Source organism: Rhodopseudomonas sp., from assembly GCF_048594845.1.
Taxonomy (GTDB): Bacteria; Pseudomonadota; Alphaproteobacteria; order Rhizobiales; family Xanthobacteraceae; genus Rhodopseudomonas.
Window position 1 is genome coordinate 11,729 of record NZ_JBMDXE010000278.1, and the last position, 25,704, is coordinate 37,432.

Here is a 25,704-nt window from a genome sequence, read left to right on the forward strand (position 1 = left end):
AAACCGGTCTCCACTTTTCGGGATCATGCTCTAGTAATCGTGACCGCCGAGGCCGAGATAGCTTTCGACCAGCCGCGGATCGGCGGCGATGTCCGCGGGCGAGCCCTGCTTGGTGATCGATCCCAGCTCCATCACATAAGCATAGTCGGCGACTTCCAGCGCCGCACGGGCGTTCTGCTCGACCAGCAGGATCGAAACACCGCTCTTCCGCAAATCCGTCAGAATGTGGAAGACGTCGCGCACGATCCGCGGCGCCAGGCCGAGACTCGGCTCGTCCAGCATCAGCAGCGTCGGCCGCGCCATCAGCGCCCGGCCCATCGCCAGCATCTGGCGTTCGCCACCGCTCAAGGTACCGGCAAGCTGCGCCCGCCGCTCCTTCAGCCGCGGCAGCCGCGTGTAGATCTCGTCCATGCTCTGGCTGCGCTCGGCGCGGCTGCGGCGGAAGCCGCCGAGCAACAGATTGTCTTCGACCGCCATGTCGGCGAACAGCTCGCGCCGCTCCGGCACCAGGCAGAGTCCGGCCTTGACCCGCGACTCCAGCGCCACGGCGCTGATCTCGGCGCCGCGAAACACTAGCCGGCCGCGCGCCTTGAGCAGCCCCATCACGGCGTTGAGCAGCGTGGTCTTGCCGGCGCCATTGGCACCGATCACCGTCACCAGCGCGCCCTGTTCGACCTTGAGCGAGACGTCGTGCACCACTTCGGCGCGGCCATAGGCGACGCTGACATTCTGCACCTCGAGCAGCGCCGTCACGACACGCCTCCGAGATAGGCTTCGAGCACCGCCGGGTCCTGCCGGATCGCGGCCGGCGCGCCCTCGGCGATCTTGGTGCCAAAGTCGAGCACCACGAGCCGGTCGGCGAGGCTCATGACGAAGTCCATGTCGTGCTCGACCAGCAACACGCTCATGCCCTCGGCCCGCACCTCGCGCAGCAGCTTGGCGAGCGCCTTCTTCTCGCCGACGCGCAAGCCCGCGGCCGGCTCGTCGAGCAGCAGCAGCACCGGCTCGAGACACAGCGCACGCGCCACTTCGATCAGCCTGAGCTGCCCGAGCGCCAGCGTGCCGGCGGGTTCGTCGGCTACATCCGCGAGGCCGACGCGGGCGAGTGCGCGCCGTGCGCTGTCAAGCAGTTGCGCCTCCTCGGCCCGATCGAGCCGGAGGATCGATCGCAGCACGCCGGCCCGGCCGCGCAGATGCGCGCCGAGCGCGACGTTCTCCACCACGCTCATATCGGCGACGATCTCGACGTGCTGGAAGGTACGACCGAGCCCGAGCCGCGCCGCGCGCTGCGGCGTCTGCGCGGCGAGCGGATGCCCCTCGAACGCGATCTTGCCGGAGGTCAGCGGCAGCACTCCGGTGATCAAGTTGAAGGTGGTGCTCTTGCCGGCGCCATTCGGGCCGATCAGTCCGATGATGCGGCCGCTCTCGACCTCGAAGCCGACGTCATTGACGGCGACCAGCCCGCCAAAACTCTTGCGCGCCTGATCGGCCTGCAGCAGCGGTGTGCCGGGCGGCGGCAGCGTTCGTGCCGGCAGGCGCTCATTTTCTGCGGGCGGCGGCACGTTCGGCGGCGGTGGCGGGCCGAACAGGATCGGCCACAGCCCACCCGGCGCGGTCTGCAGCAGCAGCACCAGCACCGCGCCGAACGCGATGATCTCGAAATTGCCGGTGTGGCCGAGCAGCCAGGGCAACAGGTCTTGCAGCTGATCGCGCAGGAAGGTGATGCCGGCCGCGCCGAGGATCGCGCCATAGACCCGGCCGGCGCCGCCGAGCACCGCCATCAGCAGATACTCGGTGCCGGCGGTGATGCCGAACGGGCCCGGCGACACCGAGCGCTGGAAGTGCGCGTAGAGCCAGCCGGCGAGCCCCGCCAGCATCGCCGCATAGACGAACACCATCAGCTTGGCGCCGGCGGTGTTGACGCCGAATGCCTCGGCGGCGCGCGTCGACCGCCGCAGCGCCCGCACGGCGCGGCCGACCCGGCCGCTCAGCAAATTCTGGGTGGCAATCACCGCCAGCACCACCGCGATCCACACCACCACGAAGTAATCGCGCGGCGCGATCAGCGCATAGGTGCCGATCTTCAATGCCGGGATGCCCGGCAGGCCGTCATGGGCGCCGAGCCAATTCAGATTGCCGAACAGATAGTAGAACGCGATGCCCCAGGCGATGGTACCGAGCGGCAGATAGTGACCGTTGAGCCGCACCGTGATGGCGCCGACCAAGAGCGCCGCAATCATCGTCACCAGCAGCGCGGCCGGCAGCGTCAGCCACGGCGAGATGCCATAGTACACCGTCAGCACGCCGGTCGTATAAGCGCCGAAGCCCACGAAGGCCGCCTGCCCGAACGACGTCATGCCGCCGACGCCGGTGAGCAGCACCAGCCCGATCGCCACCAGGCTGGAGATGCCGATGTAGTTGAACAGCGTGATCCAGTAGTCCGGCATCAGGCCGGTGAACGGCAGGATCAGGACCGCGGCGGCGATCGCCGCGGGGATCAGCTTGGATGCAGCGAACTTCATTCCGATTCCTCGGCATGGGGCGCGACGATCGACCGCCAGGCGAGCACCGGGATGATCAGCGTGAACACCAGCACTTCCTTGAAATTGCTGGCCCAGAATGAAAACAGCGCTTCGGCGAAGCCGACCGTGAGCGCCGCCAGCACCGTCAGCGGATAACTCACCAAACCGCCGAGGATGGCGGCGACAAACGCCTTCAGGCCGATCAGAAATCCGGAGTCGTACGCCACGGTCATCAGCGGCCCGACCAGCGCGCCCGACACCGCGCCGATCAGCGCCGCGAGAGCGAAGGCGATTTGCCCGGCCGCCGAAATCGGGATGCCAACGAGCCGGGCGCCGGTGCGGTTCGACGAGCAGGCCTTGAGCGCCTTGCCCAGCAGCGTGCGGCCGAAGAACAGCGCGAACAGCGCCAGCAGCACGGCGGTCACGACCAGCACGGCGACGCTCTGCCCGGTAATCAGCAATTCGCCCAGCGAGAACGATTGCGACGACAGCGGCGTGGTGCCGGTGCCTTCCGGCCCGAAGAACAGCAGCCCCAGCCCCATCAGTGAGAAGTGCACGCCGAACGAAGTCATCAGCAGCACCAGTACGGAGGCGTGGGCGATCGGCTCGAACGCGATGCGGTACAGCATCGGCCCCATCGGGGTGATCAGCGCGATCGCCAGCAGGATGCTGCCGACCTGGCCGATCTTCATCGGCGCCAGCGCGCGCGTCAGCAGCAGCAGCCCAATCGGAAGCGCCAGATCGAACAGCACGATAAAGGCGACGCGGCGCAGCGTCAGGTCGCGGAAATGCCGGATCAGTTCGGACGCCGCCGCGAGGACGCCGAGCGCCAGCAGCAGCCACGGCGTCGCCGGCGCGACGCCGTTCTCAAGCGCCGCGATGGTCAGCGCCGTGAACGCGACGAATTCGCCCTGCGGCACCAGGATGACGCGCGTGACCGCGAACACCAGCACCAGCGCGATGGCGACGAGCGCATAGACCGCACCATTGATGATGCCGTCCTGCAAAAGAAACAGGAATATCGTGGTGTCCACGCGTCCTCCCCCGATGCGATCCGGACACTTGGCGGTCCGGTTTCGCTGCGGCTGATAAATTAACCAACCGCTCGTTCAACTCAAGGGAAATGACGCGCGAGCGTCAGGCAGTGGCGCGAGCCGATCCGGCCACGTGTCCCCCGGCGCGTGGCGCCGAAAGGCTAACGCAGCGCGAAGCAGAGCGACATCCCCTACGATGGGACCAAAGCGGCGCGCCGCATCCAGCGCAACAGCACGATGGTGCCGATCAGCGACGCGGCCAGCACCGCCAGCGCCACCAGCAGGGCGAAGCGGCCCGAGGATGCCGCGCTCAGCGAAAAATACAATGAGCCGATCGCCGCGATGCCGGCTGCGCTGGAGATCTGCGTCGTCGTGCCATACAGGCCGGAGCCCGAGCCGGCGCTGGTCGCCTGCACGCTTGCAAGCACCGCGCCCGACAGCGGAGCCATCACCAGCCCTTGGCCATAGCCAACGACGATCAGCACCAGCGCCAGCAGCGCCGGCGGCGGCGCCGCAACGGTCGCGACCGTTGCGGCGATCACGCCCAGCCCGGCGATCTGCAGCACACAGCCTTCGATCAGCACCAGCGTGCCGCGATGCCTGGCGCGCGCGCCGGAATGCCGCGAGGCGATCACGAAGGCCAGCGCCAGCGGCAGGAACACGAGACCGGCCGGCAGCGGCGGGATCTGCAGCGCCATCTGCATATACAGCGTAATCACCAGATAGAATGACTGGTTGGCGAAGAAAAAGCAGGCCACCGCGCCGAGCCCGCGCATGAACGCCGGGTCGCCCAGCAGTTTGAGATCGATCAGCGGCATGCCGGAGCGCGCCGCAAGCACACGCTCGTAGCGCAGGAACAGCACCACGATCGCGGCGCCGGCCGCCATCAGCAGCCAGATCCACGGCGCCCAGCCCAGCTCCTGGCCGAACAGCAGTGGCCCGATGATACCAAGCAGCCCGACGAACAGGATGACAGCGCCCGGCAGATCGAGCCGCGTGCCCGGCCGCCACGGCGCCTGCGGCACGATCAGCGCGGCCGCCACGATGATGATCAGCCCGACCGGGCCGTTGACGAAGAAGATCGCGCGCCAGCCGAAGCCGCCGAGATCCAGCGTCACCAGCAGACCGCCGATCGCAAAGCCCGCGGCACCGGCAAGGCCGAGCACCACGCCGTAGATCGCGAACGCCTTGGCGCGCGCCGCATCGGGAAACAGCACGTGCAGCGTCGCCAGCACCTGCGGTACCATCAGCGCCGCCGTCGTGCCCTGCGCCAGCCGCGCCAGGATCAGCTCGGTGCCGGACCGCGCCAGCCCGCACCACAGCGACGTCAGCGTGAAGCCGGCGACGCCGAGCAGAAACACCGTCTTGGTGCCGTAGATGTCGCCGAGCCGGCCGCCGGTGACGATCAGCGTCGCATAGCCGATCAGATAGATCGCGATCACCGCACCGAGTTGCGACGACGACGCGTTCAGATCGGCCGCGCTGGTCGGCAGCGCGACGTTGACGATGAAGGAGTCGACCCCGAACATGAACTGCGCCGCGACCACGATCGCCAGGACGTGCCATCGGCGCGACGAGACGGGAGTGACGGCGGCGGTGGACGTGGACTGCATGGCGACGATCCCGGGCAATGGAGCTGCGGGCCAAGCCTCGCAGCCGGTCGTCGTCGGGTCGATTACCCGACAGGTAAGTGAAATCAGTTGTCATGGCCGCAGCCCGCAAAATGCTCGGGCACCGGCACCTAATTACTTAAAGCCAACACGACATCCGCTAACTGCGGACGACGCTGTCGATCGAAACGACGCGAGTGTGAACAGCGCCACGTCACGCGTCAATGGAAGGTGCACCGCACAAAGAGGCACTCTTGGACAAAGCAATGTGCCCTCCCCGTCATTGCGAGCGGAGCGAAGCAATCCAGCTCAGAGCACTGCGCTCGATTGCTTCGTCGCTTCGCTCCTCGCAATAACGGGGTTAGTTCGGCAAAAACAAACGCCCCCGGCGACCCGGGGCCTCCGACGATCGGCACAGGTGCATTATCCCCACGGACCGCGCGACGAGCCGCCGCTCCACGGGCCGCGCGCGGCGCCGCTGCCGCGCGGCTGGCCGCTCCACGGGCCGGCGGCTGGACCGCGCGTGAACGACGACGTCGTGCGCGGGGCGCCACCGCCGCCGATTTCGCCGGCGAGGCGCTGCAGCGCGGCGACGCGGTTATCGGTCGAGGGATGGGTGGCGAACAGATTGTCCATGCCCTGGCCCGACAGCGGGTTGATGATGAACATATGCGCGGTCGCGGGCGCCCGCTCGGCGTCCTCGTTCGGCACCTGATGCGCTGCGGCTTCGATACGGCGCAACGCCGAGGCGAGCCACATCGGCTGGCCGCAGATCCGCGCGCCCATCTCGTCGGCAGCATATTCGCGGGTCCGGCTGATCGCCATCTGCACCAGCATCGCACCGAGGGGCGCAAGGATCATCAGCGCCAGCGAGCCGATGATGCCCGGGCCGTTGCTGTTGCGGTTGCCGCCGAAGAACATGCCGAATTGCGCGATCATCGAGATCGCACCCGCGAACGTCGCCGTGACGGTCATCAGCAGTGTGTCGTGATGCTTGATGTGCGCGAGCTCGTGCGCCACCACGCCGGCGAGTTCCTCGCGGCTGAGCTGGCCCATCAGGCCGGTGGTCACCGCCACCGCGGCGTTCTCCGGATTGCGCCCGGTCGCGAACGCGTTGGGCTGCGGATTGTCCATGATGAACACCCGCGGCATCGGCAGCCCGGCGCGGCCCGCCAGCTCCGCCACCATGGCGTAGAGGTCGGGCGCGGTGCGCGCGTCGACCTCCTGGGCGCCGTACATCGACAGCACCATCCGGTCTGAATTCCAGTAGGTGAAGACGTTCATTGCCGCCGCGACGACCAGCGCGATCAGGGCGCCATTGGCGCCGCCGATCAGGTAGCCGACGCCCATGAACAGCGCGGTCAACCCGGCGAGCAGCATCGCAGTCTTGAAGTAACTCATGGTCCTCCTCCTGCGCCCGCATCGTAATGCGGATAACGCATCCGTGAGATGGGTAACTCGTTGCTTTCGAACAAGATCGGCGCGTGCGGCTGCGCGTCGCGGCTTGCCGCGGGCGCCGCGCCGGGGCAGATTGTCGCAGTGACCGATCCTGCCACCTCAGAAGCTATCGTCGACCCCACCGCGCCGCGCGATGCCGTGCGGGTCTATCCGCCCGGCGTGACCATCCTACAGCGCAGCCAGCGCGGCCGCAGCTGCGCGCCGGCCACCTCGACGATCGAGGAGTTGCAGCGCTGGCTGCTGCTCGAGGCGTCCGGCGAGCACGAATTGCTGCTGACCTTCGAAGCGCTGATGTGGCGGATGAATGCGGCCGGTCTGCCGATTGATCGCGCCACGCTGCATATCGGCACGCTGCATCCGCAGCTGCTCGGCTTCGCCTGGAACTGGCGCTCGTCGGACGGGCTGTGCGACGAGGTGCAGGTCCAGCAATCGACCGCCGATACCGACGCCTTCAAGCTCAACCCGCTGCGCCGGATCTTCGAGCAAGGCACGGTGATTCAGCGCAATCCGCAGGACCCCGCCGCCCAAGCCGAATTCCCGATCATGCGCGACCTCGCGGCCGGCGGCTATACCGAGTACCTGGCGCTGCCGCTCGGCGGCGAGGGCTTCCGCCATGCCGTCACGCTGTCGACGCTGCGCAAGGGCGGCTTCAGCGACGAACATCTCGCCGAGATCAAGCGCGTGCTGGTGCTGTTCACGCTGCATGTGGAACGCCACATCGCGGTGCGGATCTCGACCAATGCGCTCGGCGCGTATCTCGGACCGGTCGCCGCCACCAAGGTGCTGAGCGGCGACATCAAGCGCGGCAGCGGCGAGCCGATCCACGCCATCATCTGGGTCGCGGACATGCGCGGCTTCACCGACCTGTCCGACCGCCTCAGCGGTTGGGACACCATCACGGTGCTCAACGCTTATTTCGAGGTGCTTGTCGAAAGCGTGCTGGTGCAAGGCGGCGAGGTGCTGAAGTTCATCGGCGACGGGCTGCTGGCGGTGTTTCCGCTCGGCGACGACGGTTGCGCCGCCGGCAATGCGGCGCTCGCCGCAGCCAAGGCTGCGCAGGCCGGGCTCGCCCGGCTGAACAGCGACCCGCCGCCCGGGCTCGCCGCGATCGAAGGCTGGCGGCCGCTGCGCGCCGGCATCGCGCTGCACGAGGGCGAGGTGTTCTTCGGCAATATCGGCGCGCCGAACCGCCTCGACTTCACGGTGATAGGCCCCGCCGTCAACGAGGCCAGCCGCGTCGAAGCGCTGCAGAAAACCATCGGCCGCAACATCCTGATCACCGCGGCGGCCGCCCGCCACATCAGTGTACCGTTGGAAGCACTGGGCGAGTTTCCGCTGCGCGGCGTCGCAGCACCGATGGCAATTCTGGCTCCCGACGAGCGCGCGACATTTCGCCCGCAAACGGCCGCCTCCTGACCGGCGCCGCGCCGAGTTAGCGCTTGCCAAGCCGATCTGACGCCTCCTATTTTCAACTGCAATAAGGCCGCTAGACGGAGGACCACCTCCGCGCAGGCCGCAGGAAACGTCGAGGAAACCCCATGTCGATCCAGGTCGCGGACTCATCGCTCGTCGCCCGACTGGCGCCGCCCAAGCGCAGCGCGCTCGCTCACATTCCCGGAGACGAAGGCTGGCCGGTGATCGGCCGCACCTTCGAGGTGCTGGCCGATCCGAAGGGCCAGGTCGAGATGATGGCCCGGAACTACGGGCCGGTGTATCGCAGCCGCGTGCTCGGCGAGACCTCGATCACGCTGCTCGGCCCCGAGGCCAACGAGTTCGTGCTGTTCGACAACACCAAGCTGTTCTCGTCCAGCCACGGCTGGGGGCCGATCCTCAATCTGCTGTTCCCGCGCGGCCTGATGATGCTCGACTTCGACGAGCACCGGCTGCATCGCCGTGCGCTCTCGGTCGCCTTCAAGGCCGGGCCGATGCAATCCTATCTGGCGGCGCTCAACGACGGCATCGCGCGCCGCGTCGCGCAGTGGCGCGGCAAGCCCGGCGAGATGCTGTGCTATCCGGCGATGAAGCAGCTCACGCTCGATCTCGCCGCGACCTCCTTCCTCGGCACCGAAATCGGCGCCGAGACCGAGGAGATCAACGCCGCCTTCGTCGACATGGTGGCGGCGTCGGTGGCGCCGATCCGCAAGCCGTGGCCCGGCACCGCGATGGCGCGCGGCGTCCGCGGCCGCAAGCGCATCGTTGCGTACTTCTCGGAGCAGATCCCGATCCGCCGCGCCAAAGGCGGCGACGATCTGTTCTCGCAGCTGTGCCGCGCCACCCATGAGGACGGCGCGTTGCTGTCGACCCAGGACATCATCGACCATATGAGCTTCCTGATGATGGCCGCGCACGACACGCTGACATCCTCGCTCACCTCGTTCGTCGCGGCGCTCGCGGACAATCCGCAATGGCAGCAGAAGCTGCGCGAGGAGATCGCCGGGCTCGGGCTGAAGCCGGGCGAAGCGATCAGCTTCGCACAGCTCGACGCGCTGCCGCTGACCGAGATGGCCTTCAAGGAAGCGATGCGGCTGCGTCCGCCGGTGCCATCGCTGCCGCGCCGGGCGACCCGCGAATTCACCTTCCGCGGCTACACGATTCCGGCCGGCACCATGGTGGCGGTGAATCCGCTTTATACCCACCACATGCGGGAGATCTGGCCCGATCCGGACCGGTTCGATCCGCTGCGCTTCACCGACGAGGCCCAGCGCGGCCGCCACCGCTTCGCCTGGATCCCGTTCGGCGGCGGCGCCCACATGTGCCTCGGCCTGCACTTCGCCTACATGCAGGCGAAGTGCTTCGCCGTGCACCTGCTGCAGAACGTCCACGTCAGCCTGCCGCCGAACTACACATCGAGCTGGCAGATGTGGCCGATCCCGAAGCCCAAGGACGGGTTGCGGGTGAATGTGGCGGCGGTGAAGTAAGCGCCGGCTTTCGCCGAAGACCGTCATTGCGAGCAGCGCAGCGACGAAGCAATCCAGCTCCGTGCACGTCGCTGGATTGCTTCGCTTCGCTCGCAATGACGAAGAGACGCCTCACCCCTCGCTGTGGTCGAACGCCTTGCGCAGCGCGACGTAGCCTTGCTGCTGCTGGGTCCAATTGCGGCCGCCGGTGATGCCGCCGTCGATCACCAGGTCATGACCGTTGATGAAGCTCGACTCGTCGCTGGCGAGGAACACCGCGGCCTGCGCGATATCCTCCGGAATGCCGGCGCGCTGGATCGGCTGCGCGGTCCGGTAGATCTCGCGCATCGTCGCCGACGTCTTCTCCGCCGCCTCGGTGGTGAGACCAAGCGCCTTGCCGAAGATGCCGGTCGCGATCGCGCCCGGCGAGATGCTGTTGACGCGCACGCCGGATTCGCCGAGCTCCATCGCGACGCATTTGGTGAAGTGGATCACCGCCGCCTTGGCGGCGCCGTACACCAGCGACGACGAGAAGCCGGCGAGCCGGCCGGCGATGCTGCCGTTGTTGATGATGCTGCCGGAGCCCTGCTTCTTCATATGCGGCGCGGCGTGCTTCATGCCGAGCATCACGCTGCGCACCAGCGTCGCCATCGCGGCGTCGAACCGATCGACCTCCAGCCCCTCGATGCCGCCGGTCTGCGCCGGACCGCCGGCATTGTTGAACAGGCAGTCGATCCGCCCGAACGAGTCCACCGCCTGGGCGATCAGCGCCTTCATCTGATCTTCCTCGGTGACGTCGGTCTGGCGGAAGATGCAGGCATCGCCGAGACGTTCCGCCAGCGCCTCGCCCTCCGCGGCGCGCCGCCCGGCGATCACTACCCTGGCGCCTTCGGCGACGAAGACTTCGGCCGTACGCAGGCCGATGCCGCTGGTCGCTCCGGTGATCACCGCTACTTTGCCGTTCAGCCGTCCCATCGCGCCGCTCCCTGTTGGGCGAGCCGCACTGGCGCTCGCCGGTTTGTTCGTTGACTCTCTGTTAATGACAAACCGGACCGCCGCAATCCAATTCGGTAGCAGGGTCCGCTCGGCCGTCATTTCCGGGTGTAACTTAACCAAACCTACAACCGACCTCGCCATGCTCCCGCTGCCATGTCCAGTGCCGCCTTCCCCTACCGATCGCCGTCCGTTGCGGAACCCGCAGCCGGCGCCCAGTCCGCGGCGTGCCCGGCGGAGGCGCATGTGCTCGATGCGCAGGCGCTGCAGGACATCGTGCGTAAGCTCCCGGCTGCCGTCACGGTTCTGGACGAACGTGGTGAGTTTCTGATCGTCAACGACGCAGCCGCCGCGCGGATGAACGTCGCGGCTCATCCGCTCGCGGGGCCTGGCGCCGAGACCAATTCAGCGATCGAGCATCGCCGCGTCGAGGGCCTCGCCGCGCTGGCGACCGGCCGCGCTTCCCTCGGCGAAGAGAAGATCGGCGACGGTCCCACCGCACGGACGTTTCTGACCGCGCATCGGCCGGTCGAGATCGGCAGCCGCCGGCTGCTGCTGTCGAGTTCGTTCGATATCACCGAGCAGAAGGTCGTCGAGGACCAGCTCTTTCGCCGCGCCTATTTCGACGAACTCACCGGCCTGCCGAATCGCAGCGTAATCGAACGCCGTGCCGATACGCTGTTGCGGCGTGACGACTCCGCCAGCCGGTTCGCGCTGGCTTTTCTCGACATCGAAAACTTCAAGCACATCAACGATTACTACGGCCACGCGGTCGGCGACGCGCTGTTGGTCGGCGTCGCAAAGCGGCTCGGCATGGAACTGCGCGACACCGATATGCTGTCGCGGATCAGCGGCGACGAATTCCTGCTGCTGCTCAATCCGATCCAGAGCCGGGACGAGGTCGCAGACTATATCGATTTCCTGCTGCAGCGCCTCAAGGCGCCGTTCTACATCGACGGCACCGAGTTGTTCGCCTCGGCCTCGACCGGCATCAGCCTCTATCCCGAGCACGGCAGCAGCTTCGACACGCTCCGCCAGAACGCAGACATTGCGATGTACCGCGTCAAGAGCGCCACCAAGGGCGCCGCAGCGATGTTCGACATCGCGATGGAGCACGAGGCGCTGGAGCGGATGGCGATCGAACAGTCGCTACGTCAGGCGATCCTCGACAAGCGGTTCTGCTGCGCGTTCCAGCCCAAGGTCGATATCCGTACCCGCGAGATCAAGGGCATCGAGGCGCTGGTGCGGCTGCGCGACGACGACGGCGTGATCCAGGCGCCCGGCACATTCGTGGATCTCGCGGTCGAACTCGGCCTGATCGACGAACTGACGCATCTGGTGCTCGCCGAGATCACCAAGTCGATCGACCTGATCGACAGCGCGTTCGGCGCCGGCGCAAGCATCAGCATCAACGTCGCCGCCAAGCAGGCCGGCAATTTCGCCTTCATGCAATCCTTCGCGGCGGCGCTCGCCGCCACCGGCTTTCCGTCGCGCTTCGTCGTCGAAGTGACCGAGGACGCCTTCGTGGCCAAGAGTCACTTCCAGAGCGAGATCCTGCCGCTGCTGCGCCGGATCGGCGTCGGCATCTCGATCGACGATTTCGGCATCGGCTACTCGTCGCTGTCGGCGCTCGCCGATATCACCGCCGACTATATCAAGATCGACCGCTCCTTAATCACCGACATCCATAAACGCCCCCGCAGCCAGGGCATCCTCAAGGCGATCGAGTCGCTCAGCGAGGCGCTGGGCATGACGGTGATCGCCGAAGGCATCGAGACGTTCGAGGAACTCGCGTACCTGCAGGCCGCAACCAAGATCCGCTACGCGCAGGGCTACTACTTCTCGAAGCCGATCTTCCTCGAAGAGCTGAAGCCCACAGTCAACGCCTTGGGCGGCAGCCGCCCGCGCCCCGCGGGCCGCGAGGTCGAACCCGCCCGGGTCTCCGTCCCGCGATCGAACGCCGGACGGATGTAGCAGCGGCTCAGCGCGGCGCCGTCGGGACCACGCACCTCGTAGTTTGTACAGAGTTCGGACGAGATCGCGCCGTGAAGGCGTGGGATTTGCACTGTGGTATCCCCAGCTTGATCTACCGCAATGTGGCGCGCCGGATCATCGGCGATTGTCGCGCCACTCCCGGACAATCTCTGGAGGGCGCCATGCCTGCCCATACCCGCCCCTATCCCTTCGTTGATCGGCTGATCGACACCTTCGCCGCCTGGCTCAAGCATCGTCGGGAAGTCACCGAGATGTGCCAATTCGACGCCGCGGAATTCAGCCGCATCGCGCACGATCTCGGCGTCACCTCGTCCGACCTCGACGAGCTGGTTCGCCAGGGACCGCACAAGGTCGAAGAGCTGCCGCAGCTCCTCAAGGTCCTCGGCATCGACGAAGACGCCATCGCCCGCACCCAGCCGCTGGTCCTGCGCGATCTCGAACGCGTCTGCGCGCTGTGCCGCCACAAGGCCGAATGCGATCACGACATCGCCGACGGCTCGCTGGCCGAGCACTACCAGGCCTACTGCGCCAACAAGGTGACGCTCGACGCGCTCGGCGACGACGTCCACGTGCCCGCTCCTTCCACAGCGCGGCACTGATCGGCCGATGTCGCGGGACGTCCTCCGTCCGCTCGCGACCGTGCTGGCCCTGACCGCGGTGCTGCTGATGCCCCGGCCGCACCGCGCCGAAGCGACCGCCTTGCCCGACGCGGTCGCGGCCGGGCATCGCCTGGCGGCGAGCTGGTGCAAAGAGTGCCATGCGATCGAGCCCGGCGAGGGCACGAGAGGCAAGGGACCGGCGTTTCAGCACATCGCCGATATGCCGTCCGCGACCGAGCTGTCGCTCAAGGTGTTTCTGCGCTCGAGCCACACCAACATGCCCAACGTCGTGATCTCGCCGGCCGACGCCGACGACATCGTCCGCTACATCCTCAGTCTCAAGCGTAACTGAGGCTACCGACGCATCACGGCTGATAACCCTCCTCGCGCCGCGTTGCGGCTTCCTCCTTGAAGGCCGCAGCAGCATGGATTTCGAATACAGCGAGAAGGTTGAACGACTCCGCGCGCAGCTGTCAGATTTCATGACCTTTCACGTCGAGCCGGCGAACCTCACCTGGCATCGCGAGACCGCGGCGGGCCGCTATCCGCTAGAGCTGATCGAGCGACTGAAATCGCGGGCGTTTTCCGAGGACCTGTGGAATCTGTTTCTGCCCGGCCTCGGCGACGACGATCCCGGCCAGCGGCTGAGCAACCTGGAATACGCGCCGCTCGCGGAGATCATGGGCCGCATCCACTGGGCCTCCGAGGTGTTCAACTGCAATGCGCCCGACACCGGCAACATGGAGCTGCTGCAGCTCGCCGCCACGCCGGAGCAGCGCACCCAATGGCTGGAGCCGCTGCTGATCGGCGAGATCCGCTCGTGCTTCGCGATGAGCGAACCCGACGCCGCATCGTCCGACGCCCGCAACATCCGAACGACCATCACGCGTGACGGCGACCACTACGTCGTCAACGGCCGCAAATGGTTCATCACCGGCGCGGCGCATCCGAACTGCCGGCTGGCGATCGTGATGGGGATGACCGGCGAGCATCTCGACCCGTCCTCGACCGAGCGGCATTCGATGCTGCTGGTACCGATGGATACGCCCGGCCTGAGCGTGGTCCGCGACATTCCGATCATGCATCATCACTCGCCCGAGGGGCATTGCGAGCTGCTGTTCCGCGACGTTCGCGTGCCGGTCGCCAATCTGCTCGGCGAGGAAGGCAAAGGCTTCCGGCTGGCACAGGACCGGCTCGGACCGGGCCGCGTGCATCACTGCATGCGGACGATCGGGCAATGCGAGGTCGCGCTCGAACTGTTGTGCGAGCGGGCGCTCGAGCGCAAGACGTTCGGCAAGCACCTTGCCGATTACGCCAACATCCAGGACTGGATCGCGGAATCGCGGCTGGAGATCGACCAAGCCCGGCTGCTGGTGATGAAGGCGGCGCATCGCATGGACCGCGAGGGCAATGCGGCGGCGCGGGTCGATGTCTCGGCGATCAAGCTTGTGGCTGCACGGCTGCAGACCCGTATCGTCGACCGCGCCATGCAGGTGTTCGGCGCGATGGGACTGACGCCGGATACGCCGCTGTCGTATCTGTGGACCTGGGGACGGGCGATGCGCTTTCTGGACGGGCCGGACGAAGTCCATCTGCGCGTGGTGGCGCGGGCGGAGCTGGCCAGAGCCCGCGGACAGGCCGGCCGTAACGCCTGTCAGTTCATTCCGCCGGCCTCTTTGGTCGGCTAGGCCCGCTGCGGCTTCTCGATCACCGTCACGATCCAGCGCGGCGTCTCGCCGCTCTTGTCTTCCTTCACCGCGCGAACGATGCCGGTGATCGACGAACCGCCGACCTTCAGGGTCGCCGCACGGCCGCTGAACTGCGCGATCCGCGAGCGCCGTGCTTCCTTCACGTCGGTCGTTTCCAGTGTCTGAGTCATCATGGTGCTGATCTCCGTCGCGGCGACTATTCGGGAAACGTCGTTACGCAGAGATTAAATTACCGGCTCGTAGGAATACCGATGGCGGTACGGCGGGACCGGCAAAATTGCGATCCGGCAACGCTTAGTCGTCACTCCACCACAGCGCCCTCGCGACGGATCTGCGGCGTCGGCGAATGACTTTCGTCGGATGGCCACTGTCAGCAATTAGCCTGACTGGCGGCTGTTTCTGGTTCGTTTTATTTGAACAAAACTGGCATCGGCGTGTGCCGGTCACTCCGCGGGCCTGATCGTGGACGTCATTTCAGCGTCCTCCGCGAGCGCGCCGACGTGCTTAGTCACCTGTCCTTCCGGCCGCGCGATGCGCGCGGACAACCTGAGGGACGAACCCGAAAGGCACCCGCGTCCCCGGGTGAACATAGGTAGCTCACATGCAATTCTGGCTCGCTGCATTTGCCGTCGCCCTCGTCGTCGTGATCGGCTACGCGGGTGGCCCGCCGGGCGCCGTGGTCGCCCTGCTGGCCTTCGTGATCGCGCTGTTCCTGCTTTGGGCGCGCGAGCTCGGCTTCAAGGGCGCGTGGGAGAAGTTCGGGCTGCAGTCGCTGACCCCGCCGCTGTGGAAGCCCGAGAACCTCGACCGCTTCAAGGCGCTGTTCGTCGACGAGCAGAAACTGGTGAAGGCGTGCACGATCGCAGTGGCGCTGATCGCCGTCTCGATGCTGCTGCCGCGCAACCTCGTCGTCTTCATTTACGTGGCGGCGATCGCGCTCGGCGTCTTCGAAGTGTACCGGAACACCAGCTCGGCATCGACGCAGCCCGGCTCGCGGATCAATTGATCCGACCGCCGCCGCACAGCCGTCGGAAATCGTAAATCATTTCAAAGGCCGGCCCCTTCGGGTGCCGGCCTTTTGCTTTCGTCGGCCGCCCGCAGGCCGCGGGGCACGCGCCAGAGGTGCCGGCTCGTTTCAGAGTTCCGTTTTAAGGTTTGATTACCGTGATTGCTAACTCTGTTTCCATCACTGGTAGTTATTCCTGTCGGCATGAACATCAACCCGCGCATCGACACCGGCGTCGCTGCGGACCCGCCAGGCAAAGCGGACCCCGCCACAGTCGGTAATATCCTGCATCATCGCCCCGTGGCGCTGCTGATGGGATGCGGTGCGCTGCTGATTGCGCTGATCGCCGCCGTCACCGCCGCGATGGTCGGGGATCTCCGCGGCAAGGCGCTGAAGAACAGCGAACGCGAGCTCGCCAACACGGCGATGCTGCTGGCCCATCATTACGAGCGGGAATTCGAGGACTTTCTGACGACCCAGGCGGACGTCGTCACGATGGCCCGGCAGTCGCCGTTCAATTCGCCGGAGATCTTCAGCGGCCAAATGGCGACGCTCGAGGCGCACGAAATGCTGCGCGCCAAGACGCAGTCGGGTCCCGACATCTCCAAGCTCGCGATCTTCGACCACCGCGGCGTGCTGATCAACAGCTCGGCCCAATGGCCGGTCCCTGAGCTGTCGATCGCCGAGCGCGATTACTTCAAGGCGCACAAGGCCGGCAAGGCCCCGCGGATCACCGTCGAGCTGATCCAGAACACGATGGCGGGCGGCTGGATCATCGTGATGGCACAGCGGCTGGTCAGCGCCGACGGCGAGTTTCTCGGCGTCGTCAGCCGGTCCCTCACGCCCTCCTATGTCGAGCACTTCCTCGCATCGGTTTCGCTCGGCGGCGATTCCGCGATCTCGATTCACCACCGCAGCGGCGTGCTGATGGCGCGCTATCCGCATGCCGACGACAAGATCGGCCACAATGTCCGGTCGCCGGCGATCGACCGGGCCCGGCTGTTCGAAGCCAACGTCGCCGCCCAGCTCAAGAGTCCGATCGACGAACGCGACCGCCTGGTGTCGTCGCACGCGCTCAGGAATCTGCCGATCGTGGTCGTCACCGCCACGACGTCAGACGAGGCGCTGGCGGCCTGGCGCAAGCAGACCCGGCTGCTGATCGGCGCCGCCGCGGTGTCGGCGCTGGTCGTCGCGGTGATCCTGCTGCTCATCATCCGGCAGGTCGGCAAGCATCATCAGGCCACGCAGGCCAAACTGGCGGTGGACAAGCAGCGGCTCAACACCGCGATCAACAACATGTCGCAGGGCCTGTTGCTGTTCGACGCTCAGGCGCGGCTGGTGGTCTGCAATCAGCGCTACATCGACATGTACGGGCTGTCCCCGGACATCGTGAAGCCGGGCTGCAGCTTCCGCGACATCGTCGCGCATCGCCGCGACCTCGGCTCGTTCAAGGGCGACGTCGACGAATATTGCAGCCGGATCATCCAGACGGTGATCGTTGAAAAAGCCGCCGCGATCCACGGCTCGGACGATCGGTCGATTCAGATCTCCAGCGTGCCGGTCCCGGGCGGCGGCTGGGTCTCGACCCACGAGGACATCACCGAACGCATTCGCGACAGCGAGCGCATCGCTTACCTCGCTCACTACGACAGCCTGACGGATCTGCCGAACCGCAGCCTGTTCCGGCAGCGGCTGGAGCTCGAACTGCAGCGCAGCCAGCGCGGCGGCACCTTCGCGCTGCTGTATATCGACATCGACGAGTTCAAGAGCATCAACGACACGCTCGGGCATCCGGTCGGCGACGAACTGCTGAAGCAGGTGGCAGTGCGGCTCCGTGGCTGCGTCGATGCCGGCGACTTCGTGGCCCGCCTCGGCGGCGACGAGTTCGCCATCATCGCGGCCAGCGCCGGCGACAGCAATCGCGCCACCATCCTGGCCGAGCAGATCCATCGGGCGATCCGGACGCCGTATCAGTGTCTGGGTCATCATCTGTCCACCGATGCGTCGATCGGCATCGCCATCGCGCCCGGCGACGGCGAGGACATCGATCAGCTCGTCAAGAACGCCGACCTCGCGATGTACGGCGCCAAGGCCGGCGGCCGGCGCACCTTCCGGTTCTTCGAGCCCGAGATGGACGCCGTCGCGCGCGCCCGGCGCGAACTCGAATTCGATCTGCGCCATGCCATCGCGGGCGGCGGCTTCGAAATCCATTATCAGCCGGTGGTCGATCTGCGCACCGACGCCATCACCGGCTGCGAGGCCCTGCTGCGCTGGCGGCATCCGACCCGCGGCCTGATCTCGCCGGCCGAGTTCATTCCGATCGCCGAGGACACCGGACTGATCAATGAGATCGGCGGCTGGACGCTGGCGGCGGCCTGCGCCGAGGCGGCGCAGTGGAGCGACGACATCACCCTCGCCGTCAACATCTCGCCGGTGCAATTCCGGCAGCAGACGCTGGCGCTGCTGGTCGCCTCGGTGCTCGGATCGACCGGACTGCCGGCGCGCCGGCTCGAACTCGAAGTCACAGAAGCGGTGCTGATCCACGACGACGATGCCGCGCTGACGACGCTGAACCAGCTCCACACGCTAGGCGTCCGGATCTCGCTCGACGATTTCGGCACCGGCTATTCGTCGCTGAGCTATTTGCAGCGCTTCCCGTTCGACAAGATCAAGATCGACCGCACCTTCGTCGACAGCGTCGAAGGCACCGACACCTCCAAGGCGATCATCGAGGCCGTCGTCAACATCGCGGCGTCGCGCAACATGACCACGACCGCCGAAGGCGTCGAAACCGAGCGTCAGCGCGACATCCTGCGGGCGCTGGGCTGCACCCAGATGCAAGGCTGGCTGTTCAGCCCGGCCGTGCCTGCCCGCAAGTTCCGCACGCTGCTCGACGAGCACCGCGGCATCCGGGCCGCCTGAACGACCCCTCCGATCTGCCGAAGCTGAGCCGGGTCTTTATGCCGGCTTTATGCCCGCAGCGCTGTTTCCGCATCGCTTCCTTATGGGCCGAGGCCTAGCTGGATCGAAGCCATCACAGGAGGCTTCGATGCTCGACATTCTCATGCTCCTCGCCGGCTTCGCCTTGTTCGCCGTAACCATCGGCTACGCCTATGCGTGCGAACGGATTTGAGGAGCCATCCAATGACGTTCGACTATTTGTTCGCCGCGTCGGTCAGCGCGTTGCTGCTGATCTACCTGGTCTACGCGCTGCTGCGCCCCGAGCGATTCTAGGAGCATCGCGATGACCCTGATCGGTTGGACCCAGATCGCGCTGTTCTGCGCGATCATCGTGGCGCTGACGCCTCTGCTCGGCGCCTATCTCACCCGCGTCTTCAACGGCCAGACCACGCCCCTGTCCTTCGTGCTGCGTCCGGTCGAGGCCGGGCTGTATCGCCTTTGCGGCGTCGATCCGGAGCGCGAGCAGCACTGGCTGACCTACACGGTCGCGATGCTGCTGTTTCACGCCGCCGGCTTCGTGCTGCTCTACGGCCTGCTGCGGCTGCAAAGCGTGCTGCCGCTCAATCCCGCGGATCAGTCCGCGGTGGCGCCGGACCTCACCTTCAACACCGTGGTGTCGTTCCTCACCAACACCAACTGGCAGAACTACGGCGGCGAAACGACGATGTCGTATCTGTCGCAGATGCTCGGCCTGACGGTGCAGAACTTCCTGTCGGCCGCGACCGGCATCGTGCTGGCCGTCGCGCTGATCCGCGGCTTCGCCCGCGCGTCGGCCAACACCGTCGGGAATTTCTGGGTCGACGTCACCCGCTGCACGCTCTACGTGCTGCTGCCGCTGAGTGTGATCTTCACGCTGTTTCTGGTGTGGCAAGGCATGCCGCAGACGCTCGGCGCTTACGTCGACGCGACGACGCTCGAAGGCGGCAAGCAGTCGATCGCGCTCGGCCCGGTGGCCTCGCAGGTCGCCATCAAGATGCTCGGCACCAATGGCGGCGGCTTCTTCAACGCCAACGCCGCGCATCCGTTCGAGAACCCGACCGCGCTGTCGAACTTCGTGCAGATGCTGTCGATCTTCGCGCTCGGCGCGGCGCTCACCAACGTGTTCGGCCGCATGGTCGGCGACCAGCGCCAGGGCTGGGCGATCCTCGCCGCGATGGGCGCGCTGTTCATCGCCGGCGTCGCGGTCTGCTACTGGGCCGAGGCCAACGGCACGCAGATCCTGCAGTCGCTCGGCCTGAGCGGCGGCAACATGGAAGGCAAGGAAGTCCGCTTCGGCATCGTCGCCTCGGCGCTGTTCGCCGTGGTGACCACGGCGGCGTCCTGCGGCGCCGTCAACGCCATGCACGACAGCTTCACGGCGCTCGGCGGCATGATCCCGATCATCAACATGGAGCTCGGCGAGATCGTGATCGGCGGCGTCGGCGCCGGCCTCTACGGCATGCTGCTGTTCGTGATCGTCACCATCTTCCTGGCCGGACTGATGGTCGGCCGCACGCCCGAATATGTCGGCAAGAAAATCGAGGCCCGCGAGGTCAAGATGGCGATGCTGGCGATCCTGGTGCTGCCGCTGTTCATGCTCGGCTTCACCGCGATCGCCGTGGTGTATCCGCCGGCGGTCGCGTCGATGGCCAATGCCGGCCCGCACGGCTTCTCGGAAGTGCTGTACGCCTTCACGTCGCAGGCCGCCAATAACGGCTCGGCGTTCGGTGGCCTCACCGGCAACACGCCGTTCTACAATCTCACCGGCGCGGTGACGATGTTCTTCGGCCGGTTCTGGATGATCGTGCCGGCGATGGCGATCGCCGGGTCGCTTGCCGGCAAGCGGAAGGTCGCCGCCACCAGCGGCACCTTCCCGACGGGCGGTCCGCTGTTCGTCGGCCTGCTGGTCGGCGTCATCGTGATCGTCGGCGGCCTCACCTTCTTCCCCGCACTCGCTGTCGGCCCGATCGTCGAGCATCTCGCGATGCTGAACGGCGCCGCTTACTGATCCGGAGTCACATCCATGCAAGCCTCGAAAATAAGCAAGCGGAGCAAGGCGTCGACCATGCTCGATCCGACGATACTGCTGCCGGCGATCGGTCAGGCCTTCGTCAAGCTCGACCCGCGCACGCTGATCAAGAACCCGGTGATGTTCGTGCTCGAGATCGTCACCGCGCTCACCACCGTGCTGCTGGTGCGCGACCTCGTCACCGGCCAGGGCGACATCGGTTTCGAACTGCAGATCACGATTTGGCTGTGGTTCACGGTGCTGTTCGCCAACTTCGCCGAAGCCGTCGCCGAAGGTCGCGGCAAGGCGCAGGCCGACACGCTGCGCGCCACCCGCGCCTCGACGGTCGCCAAGCGGCTGCTGATGGACGGCAATCACGAGCTCTACGAAGGCGTCGCCGCCGAGCATCTGCAGGTCGGCGACCTGGTGCTGTGCGAAGCCGGCGACATCATCCCGGGCGACGGCGACATCGTCGAAGGCATCGCCTCGGTCAACGAAGCGGCGGTGACCGGCGAGTCCGCGCCGGTGATCCGCGAATCCGGCGGCGACCGCTCGGCGGTGACCGGCGGCACCACGGTGATCTCCGACCGGATCATCGTGAAGATCACCTCGGCGGTGGGCTCGTCGTTTCTCGACCGCATGATCAAGCTGGTCGAAGGCGCCGAGCGGCAGAAGACGCCGAACGAGATCGCGCTCAACATCCTCTTGGTCGGCCTCACCATCATCTTCGTGTTCGCCACCGTGACGATCCCTAGCTTTGCCACCTACGCCGGCGGCTCGATCTCGGTGATCGTACTGGTGGCGCTGTTCGTGACGCTGATCCCGACCACGATCGGCGCGCTCTTGTCGGCGATCGGCATCGCCGGCATGGACCGGCTGGTACGCTTCAACGTGCTGGCGATGTCCGGCCGCGCCGTCGAGGCCGCCGGCGACATCGACACGCTGCTGCTCGACAAGACCGGCACTATCACCTTTGGCAATCGCCTCGCCTCGGAGATCATCCCGGTGCCGGGTGTAAGCGACGCCGAAGCCGCCGAGGCCGCGCTGCTGGCGAGCCAGGCGGACGAGACCGCCGAGGGCCGCTCGATTGTGGCGCTGGCGCGGGAGAAGTTCGGTCTCAGCCAGGAGGCCGCGCCGGCCGACGCCCGCTTCATCGCCTTCTCGGCGACGACGCGGCTCTCCGGCGTCGATCTCGGCGCGCGTAAACTACGCAAGGGTGCGGTCGACTCGATCCTGAAGTTCGTCCGCGACGCCTCCGGCGCCGATGTCGCCGAACCGCAGGCGTTCCGCGCCGCGGTCGACCGCATCGCCCGCGCCGGCGGCACGCCGCTCGGCCTCGCCGAAGGCGACCGGCTGCTCGGCGTCATCCACCTCAAGGACGTAGTGAAGCCGGACGTCAAGGAGCGCTTCGCGGCGCTGCGGCGGATGGGCATCAAGACGGTGATGATCACCGGCGACAACCCGGTCACCGCCGCCTCGATCGCCTCGGAAGCGGGCGTCGACGATTTCATCGCCCAGGCGACACCCGAGGACAAGCTGCGCTACATCCGCACCGAGCAGGCCAACGGCCGGCTGATCGCGATGTGCGGCGACGGCACCAACGACGCCCCGGCGCTCGCCCAGGCCGACGTCGGCGTCGCGATGCAGAGCGGCACTCAGGCGGCACGCGAAGCCGGCAACATGGTCGATCTCGACTCTGATCCGACCAAGCTCATCGAGGTGGTGGGCATCGGCAAGCAGCTGCTGATGACGCGCGGCGCACTGACCACGTTCTCGATCGCCAACGACGTCGCCAAGTACTTCGCCATCATCCCGGCGATGTTCGTGGCGTTCTATCCGCAGCTCGGTGCGCTCAACGTGATGGGGCTGTCGACGCCGCAGAGCGCCATCCTGTCGGCGATCATCTTCAACGCGCTGATCATCATAGCGCTGATTCCCTTAGCGCTGAAGGGCGTGACCTATCGGCCGGTCGGCGCGGCCGCGCTGCTGCGGCGCAATCTGCTGATCTACGGCCTCGGCGGCCTGGTGCTGCCGTTCGTCGGCATCAAGGTCATCGATCTTGCGGTGACCGCTCTCCATCTCGCCTGAAAGGTGACGTCATGTTGAAAGAAATCCGCCCGGCGATCGTGTCCTTCGCGGCCCTCGCCTGCCTCACCGGCCTGATCTACCCGCTGGCCATGACCGGCCTCGCCCAGGTGCTGCTGCCGACCGAGGCCAATGGCAGCTTGATCGAAAAGGACGGCCAGGTGATCGGCTCCGCTTTGATCGGCCAGTCGTTCGCCGCGCCGACCTACTTCCACGGCCGTCCTTCGGCCACCACCGCGCCCGACCCGCAGGACGCCACCAAGACGGTACCGGCGCCCTACAACGCCGCCAACTCGATGGGCTCCAATCTCGGCCCGACCAGCAAGGCGCTGGCCGACCGGCTCAAGGACGACGTCGCGGCGCTTCAGAAGGAAAATCCCGGCCAGCCGGTGCCGGTCGATCTCGTCACCACCTCGGCCAGCGGCCTCGACCCCGACATCTCGCCGGAAGCGGCGCTGTTCCAGGTGCCGCGCGTCGCCAAGGCCCGCAACCTGCCGGAGGCCGCGCTGCGGGCGCTGGTGGAGCAGCAGAGCAGCGGCCGCGACCTCGGCCTGCTCGGCGAACCGCGCGTCAACGTACTGAAATTAAACCTCGCTCTGGATAGACTGCGGGCTCCGAAGCAATCGGGATCCTGATTTGGCGACCTCGACCGTCACCACGCGTGCCTCGCCCGACGCCCTGCTGGCGCTCGCCAGCAAGGAGGGGCGCGGCCGGCTGAAGATCTTCGTCGGCGCCGCCCCCGGCGTCGGCAAGACCTACGCGATGCTGTCGGCGGCGCGCAGCGAACTGAGCGGCGGCCGCGACGTGGTGGCGGGACTTATCGAGACCCACGGCCGGCTCGAAACCGAGCAATTGCTGCAGGGCCTCGAACTCCTCGCGCGCCGCCCGATCGTGTATCGCAACCGGGTGATGCGCGAATTCGATCTCGACGGCGCGCTGGCGCGGCGGCCGAGCCTGCTGCTGGTCGACGAATACGCCCACACCAACGTTCCGGGCAGCCGGCATCCCAAGCGCTGGCAGGACATCGACGAACTGCTCGCCGCCGGCATCGACGTCTGGAGCACGCTCAACATCCAGCACCTCGAAAGCCTCAACGACGTCGTGCTGAAGATCAGCAAAATTCGGGTGCGCGAGACCGTGCCCGACAAGGCGTTCGACCGCGCCGACGAAATCGTGCTGGTCGACCTGCCGCCGGACGAGCTGTTGCAGCGGCTGGCGCAGGGCAAGGTCTATGTCCAGGACACCGCCGCCCGCGCGGTCGAGAGCTTCTTCAAACCGCAAAATCTGACCGCGCTGCGCGAACTGGCGATGCGCCGCGCCGCCGAGCGGGTCGACGCCGCGCTGGTCGAGCGGATGCAGGCGCACGCCATCGAGGGGCCGTGGGCGGCGGGCGAGCGCATCCTCGCCTGCGTCGGGCCGGACAGCGGCTCGCCTGGCGTGGTGCGCACCGCCAAGCGGCTCGCAGACCTGATGGACGCACCGTGGATCGCCGTCACGGTCGAGCGCTCAGGCGTCAATCCGGACACTGCTGCGCGAAAACAGATCGACGAGGCGCTGAAGCTGGCCGAGAGCCTCGGCGCCGAGATCCACACGCTGACCGGAGCCGATATCCCGGACGAGCTGCTGCGCTTCGCGCGGTTCGAGAACGTCACCCAGATCGTGATCGGGCGACCGCGCGACACCACGTGGCGGCGGATGCTGTCGCGCTCGCTGCCGCAACAGCTGATGCAGCGCTCCAGCGACATTGCCGTGCATCTGGTGCCGATCCATACGGAGACCGGCGAGCGTCCGAAGCGTTCGCTCGCGGCGCGCTTCGAGGCCTCGACGCCGGCGCATTTCCTCTACGCCGCCATGGCGGTCGCAGGCGCCGTGCTGGTCAGCAAGGGTGTCGGCCAGATCATTCCGGCCGCCAATCTATCCGTCGTATTTCTGATGGCGGTGCTGTTCAGCGCCGTGAAGTCGGGCGTGTGGCCGGCGATCTTCGCCTCGGTGCTGTCGTTCCTCGCCTACAATTTCTTCTTCATCGCACCGCTCTACACTTTCACCATCGCCGAGCCCTACGAACTGCTGGCGCTGCTGGTGTACTTGGTGGTCGCCTTCGTGGCCGCGACGCTCGCCGGCCGGCTGCGCGAGCAGGCGCGGATTTCCGCCGGCCGCGTCCGCGCGATGCGGCGGCTGTACGAGTTCACGCGGCGGTTGTCGGGCCTCGCCACCAGCGACGACATTGCGGAGGGCGCCGCCAGCGAGATCCACGCCAGCCTCGGCCGGCCGGTGATGGTGCTGCTGCCGCGCGGCGACGATCTGGCGCTCGCCGCCGCCTGGCCGCCGGAAGACGCGCTCGACGAAGCCGCCATGACGGCGGCGCGCTGGGCCTTCACGCATAACGAGCCGGCCGGATTCGAGACCGGCACGCTGCCGATCGTGCCGTGGCGCTTCGTGCCGGCGCGCACCGGGACCACGACCTACGGCGTGATCGGCGTGATGCAGCACAAGGACAGCCCGGCTCTCGACGCCGAAGCGCAGGCGCTGCTCGATACGCTCACCGAACAGACCGCCGCCGCGCTGGAGCGCGCCGCGCTGACCCGCGACATGGTGAGCGCCCGCACCGCGACCGAAACCGAGCGCGTCCGTAACACGCTGCTAGCCTCGATCTCGCACGACTTCCGCACGCCGCTGTCGTCGATCCTCGGCTCGGCCACGAGTCTGTCCACCTACGGCGACAAGCTCGACGACGCGGCGACGCGCGACCTGCTCGCCAACATCCGCGAAGAGGCCGAAGGCCTCGACGAGATGGTGCGCAACCTGTTGTCGATCACCCGGATCGAATCCGGCGCGCTCGAACTGCGCC

The 25,704-nt window shown here is 67.0% G+C and carries 20 protein-coding genes; 13 read left to right on the forward strand and 7 right to left on the reverse strand.

Annotated features, from left to right (window positions below; translation table 11 throughout):
• Window positions 1-30 precede the first annotated feature (30 nt).
• The 5 genes from ACOJTD_RS18080 to htpX all read right to left on the reverse strand — a co-directional run bounded on the left by ACOJTD_RS18080 (window position 31) and on the right by htpX (window position 6,567).
• On the reverse strand, window positions 31-753 hold the full coding sequence (locus tag ACOJTD_RS18080; RefSeq protein WP_420134259.1) for an ABC transporter ATP-binding protein: 723 nt from the start codon (window positions 751-753) through the stop codon (window positions 31-33).
• Entirely contained in the window at window positions 750-2,522 is a 1,773-nt protein-coding gene (locus ACOJTD_RS18085; protein WP_420134260.1) for an ABC transporter permease subunit, read from the reverse strand. The genes ACOJTD_RS18080 and ACOJTD_RS18085 overlap by 4 nt, the downstream gene beginning before the upstream one ends.
• Window positions 2,519-3,556, reverse strand: a complete 1,038-nt coding sequence (locus ACOJTD_RS18090; RefSeq protein WP_420134261.1) for a branched-chain amino acid ABC transporter permease — start codon at window positions 3,554-3,556, stop codon at window positions 2,519-2,521. The genes ACOJTD_RS18085 and ACOJTD_RS18090 overlap by 4 nt, the downstream gene beginning before the upstream one ends.
• Window positions 3,557-3,747: 191 nt before the next feature.
• Window positions 3,748-5,169 (reverse strand): MFS transporter, encoded by a 1,422-nt coding sequence (locus tag ACOJTD_RS18095; RefSeq protein WP_420134262.1) that lies wholly within the window; start codon window positions 5,167-5,169, stop codon window positions 3,748-3,750.
• 420 nt (window positions 5,170-5,589) lie between these two features.
• Window positions 5,590-6,567 (reverse strand): zinc metalloprotease HtpX, encoded by a 978-nt coding sequence (gene htpX / locus ACOJTD_RS18100; protein WP_420134263.1) that lies wholly within the window; start codon window positions 6,565-6,567, stop codon window positions 5,590-5,592.
• A 138-nt stretch (window positions 6,568-6,705) separates the two neighbouring features.
• On the opposite strand from htpX, the gene ACOJTD_RS18105 reads away from it, so the two are divergent.
• Both ACOJTD_RS18105 and ACOJTD_RS18110 read left to right on the forward strand, forming a co-directional pair.
• The gene (locus ACOJTD_RS18105; protein ID WP_420134264.1) at window positions 6,706-8,040 is read left to right on the forward strand and encodes an adenylate/guanylate cyclase domain-containing protein; all 1,335 of its coding nucleotides are present in this window, start codon (window positions 6,706-6,708) and stop codon (window positions 8,038-8,040) included.
• 122 nt (window positions 8,041-8,162) lie between these two features.
• Window positions 8,163-9,542, forward strand: a complete 1,380-nt coding sequence (locus ACOJTD_RS18110) for a cytochrome P450 (protein WP_420134265.1) — start codon at window positions 8,163-8,165, stop codon at window positions 9,540-9,542.
• Window positions 9,543-9,653: 111 nt separating this feature from the next.
• Here ACOJTD_RS18110 and ACOJTD_RS18115 read toward each other — a convergent pair whose 3' ends face one another.
• A complete protein-coding gene (locus tag ACOJTD_RS18115) occupies window positions 9,654-10,496 on the reverse strand; it encodes an SDR family NAD(P)-dependent oxidoreductase (RefSeq protein WP_420134266.1) in 843 nt (280 codons plus the stop codon).
• 174 nt (window positions 10,497-10,670) lie between these two features.
• Between ACOJTD_RS18115 and ACOJTD_RS18120 the strand changes: the two genes are divergently transcribed.
• The 4 genes from ACOJTD_RS18120 to ACOJTD_RS18135 all read left to right on the forward strand — a co-directional run bounded on the left by ACOJTD_RS18120 (window position 10,671) and on the right by ACOJTD_RS18135 (window position 14,796).
• A complete protein-coding gene (locus ACOJTD_RS18120) occupies window positions 10,671-12,488 on the forward strand; it encodes a putative bifunctional diguanylate cyclase/phosphodiesterase (protein WP_420134267.1) in 1,818 nt (605 codons plus the stop codon).
• A gap of 182 nt (window positions 12,489-12,670) precedes the next feature.
• Window positions 12,671-13,108 (forward strand): hypothetical protein, encoded by a 438-nt coding sequence (locus ACOJTD_RS18125; protein WP_420134268.1) that lies wholly within the window; start codon window positions 12,671-12,673, stop codon window positions 13,106-13,108.
• Window positions 13,109-13,115: 7 nt separating this feature from the next.
• Window positions 13,116-13,460 carry a c-type cytochrome gene (locus ACOJTD_RS18130; RefSeq protein WP_420134269.1) on the forward strand — a complete coding sequence of 115 codons (345 nt, stop codon included), beginning with the start codon at window positions 13,116-13,118 and terminating at the stop codon, window positions 13,458-13,460.
• A gap of 73 nt (window positions 13,461-13,533) precedes the next feature.
• The gene (locus ACOJTD_RS18135; RefSeq protein WP_420134270.1) at window positions 13,534-14,796 is read left to right on the forward strand and encodes an acyl-CoA dehydrogenase family protein; all 1,263 of its coding nucleotides are present in this window, start codon (window positions 13,534-13,536) and stop codon (window positions 14,794-14,796) included.
• On the opposite strand, the gene ACOJTD_RS18140 is transcribed toward ACOJTD_RS18135, so the two are convergent.
• Window positions 14,793-14,987, reverse strand: a complete 195-nt coding sequence (locus ACOJTD_RS18140; protein WP_378385684.1) for a hypothetical protein — start codon at window positions 14,985-14,987, stop codon at window positions 14,793-14,795. The genes ACOJTD_RS18135 and ACOJTD_RS18140 overlap by 4 nt on opposite strands.
• Before the next feature lie 431 nt (window positions 14,988-15,418).
• Here ACOJTD_RS18140 and ACOJTD_RS18145 point away from each other — a divergent pair, with 431 nt between their 5' ends.
• From ACOJTD_RS18145 to ACOJTD_RS18175, 7 genes are all read left to right on the forward strand, one after another.
• Window positions 15,419-15,823, forward strand: coding sequence for a hypothetical protein (locus ACOJTD_RS18145; protein WP_420134271.1), 405 nt, complete (start codon window positions 15,419-15,421; stop codon window positions 15,821-15,823).
• Between the two features lie 204 nt (window positions 15,824-16,027).
• Window positions 16,028-18,745 (forward strand): bifunctional diguanylate cyclase/phosphodiesterase, encoded by a 2,718-nt coding sequence (locus ACOJTD_RS18150; RefSeq protein ID WP_420134272.1) that lies wholly within the window; start codon window positions 16,028-16,030, stop codon window positions 18,743-18,745.
• A gap of 222 nt (window positions 18,746-18,967) precedes the next feature.
• Window positions 18,968-19,057, forward strand: a complete 90-nt coding sequence (kdpF, locus tag ACOJTD_RS18155; protein ID WP_156332441.1) for a K(+)-transporting ATPase subunit F — start codon at window positions 18,968-18,970, stop codon at window positions 19,055-19,057.
• A 10-nt stretch (window positions 19,058-19,067) separates the two neighbouring features.
• Window positions 19,068-20,771, forward strand: a complete 1,704-nt coding sequence (kdpA, locus tag ACOJTD_RS18160) for a potassium-transporting ATPase subunit KdpA (protein ID WP_420134273.1) — start codon at window positions 19,068-19,070, stop codon at window positions 20,769-20,771.
• A gap of 15 nt (window positions 20,772-20,786) precedes the next feature.
• Window positions 20,787-22,859 (forward strand): potassium-transporting ATPase subunit KdpB, encoded by a 2,073-nt coding sequence (gene kdpB / locus ACOJTD_RS18165; protein ID WP_420134274.1) that lies wholly within the window; start codon window positions 20,787-20,789, stop codon window positions 22,857-22,859.
• Window positions 22,860-22,870: 11 nt separating this feature from the next.
• The gene (locus ACOJTD_RS18170) at window positions 22,871-23,491 is read left to right on the forward strand and encodes a K(+)-transporting ATPase subunit C (RefSeq protein WP_420134275.1); all 621 of its coding nucleotides are present in this window, start codon (window positions 22,871-22,873) and stop codon (window positions 23,489-23,491) included.
• Window position 23,492: 1 nt separating this feature from the next.
• The coding region (locus ACOJTD_RS18175; protein WP_420134276.1) for a DUF4118 domain-containing protein at window positions 23,493-25,704 on the forward strand (2,212 nt) is incomplete at its 3' end.

Bases quoted from the DNA above. Each gene is read 5' to 3' on its own strand.
- ACOJTD_RS18110 (WP_420134265.1), top strand. From the start codon at position 8,163: ATGTCGATCCAGGTCGCGGACTCATCGCTCGTCGCCCGACTGGCGCCG.
- ACOJTD_RS18135 (WP_420134270.1), top strand. From the start codon at position 13,534: ATGGATTTCGAATACAGCGAGAAGGTTGAACGACTCCGCGCGCAGCTG.
- kdpF (WP_156332441.1), top strand. From the start codon at position 18,968: ATGACGTTCGACTATTTGTTCGCCGCGTCGGTCAGCGCGTTGCTGCTG.
- ACOJTD_RS18095 (WP_420134262.1), bottom strand. From the start codon at position 5,169: ATGCAGTCCACGTCCACCGCCGCCGTCACTCCCGTCTCGTCGCGCCGA.
- ACOJTD_RS18150 (WP_420134272.1), top strand. From the start codon at position 16,028: ATGAACATCAACCCGCGCATCGACACCGGCGTCGCTGCGGACCCGCCA.
- htpX (WP_420134263.1), bottom strand. From the start codon at position 6,567: ATGAGTTACTTCAAGACTGCGATGCTGCTCGCCGGGTTGACCGCGCTG.
- ACOJTD_RS18170 (WP_420134275.1), top strand. From the start codon at position 22,871: ATGTTGAAAGAAATCCGCCCGGCGATCGTGTCCTTCGCGGCCCTCGCC.
- kdpA (WP_420134273.1), top strand. From the start codon at position 19,068: ATGACCCTGATCGGTTGGACCCAGATCGCGCTGTTCTGCGCGATCATC.
- ACOJTD_RS18120 (WP_420134267.1), top strand. From the start codon at position 10,671: ATGTCCAGTGCCGCCTTCCCCTACCGATCGCCGTCCGTTGCGGAACCC.
- kdpB (WP_420134274.1), top strand. From the start codon at position 20,787: ATGCAAGCCTCGAAAATAAGCAAGCGGAGCAAGGCGTCGACCATGCTC.
- ACOJTD_RS18140 (WP_378385684.1), bottom strand. From the start codon at position 14,987: ATGACTCAGACACTGGAAACGACCGACGTGAAGGAAGCACGGCGCTCG.
- ACOJTD_RS18130 (WP_420134269.1), top strand. From the start codon at position 13,116: ATGTCGCGGGACGTCCTCCGTCCGCTCGCGACCGTGCTGGCCCTGACC.
- ACOJTD_RS18115 (WP_420134266.1), bottom strand. From the start codon at position 10,496: ATGGGACGGCTGAACGGCAAAGTAGCGGTGATCACCGGAGCGACCAGC.
- ACOJTD_RS18145 (WP_420134271.1), top strand. From the start codon at position 15,419: ATGCAATTCTGGCTCGCTGCATTTGCCGTCGCCCTCGTCGTCGTGATC.
- ACOJTD_RS18125 (WP_420134268.1), top strand. From the start codon at position 12,671: ATGCCTGCCCATACCCGCCCCTATCCCTTCGTTGATCGGCTGATCGAC.
- ACOJTD_RS18085 (WP_420134260.1), bottom strand. From the start codon at position 2,522: ATGAAGTTCGCTGCATCCAAGCTGATCCCCGCGGCGATCGCCGCCGCG.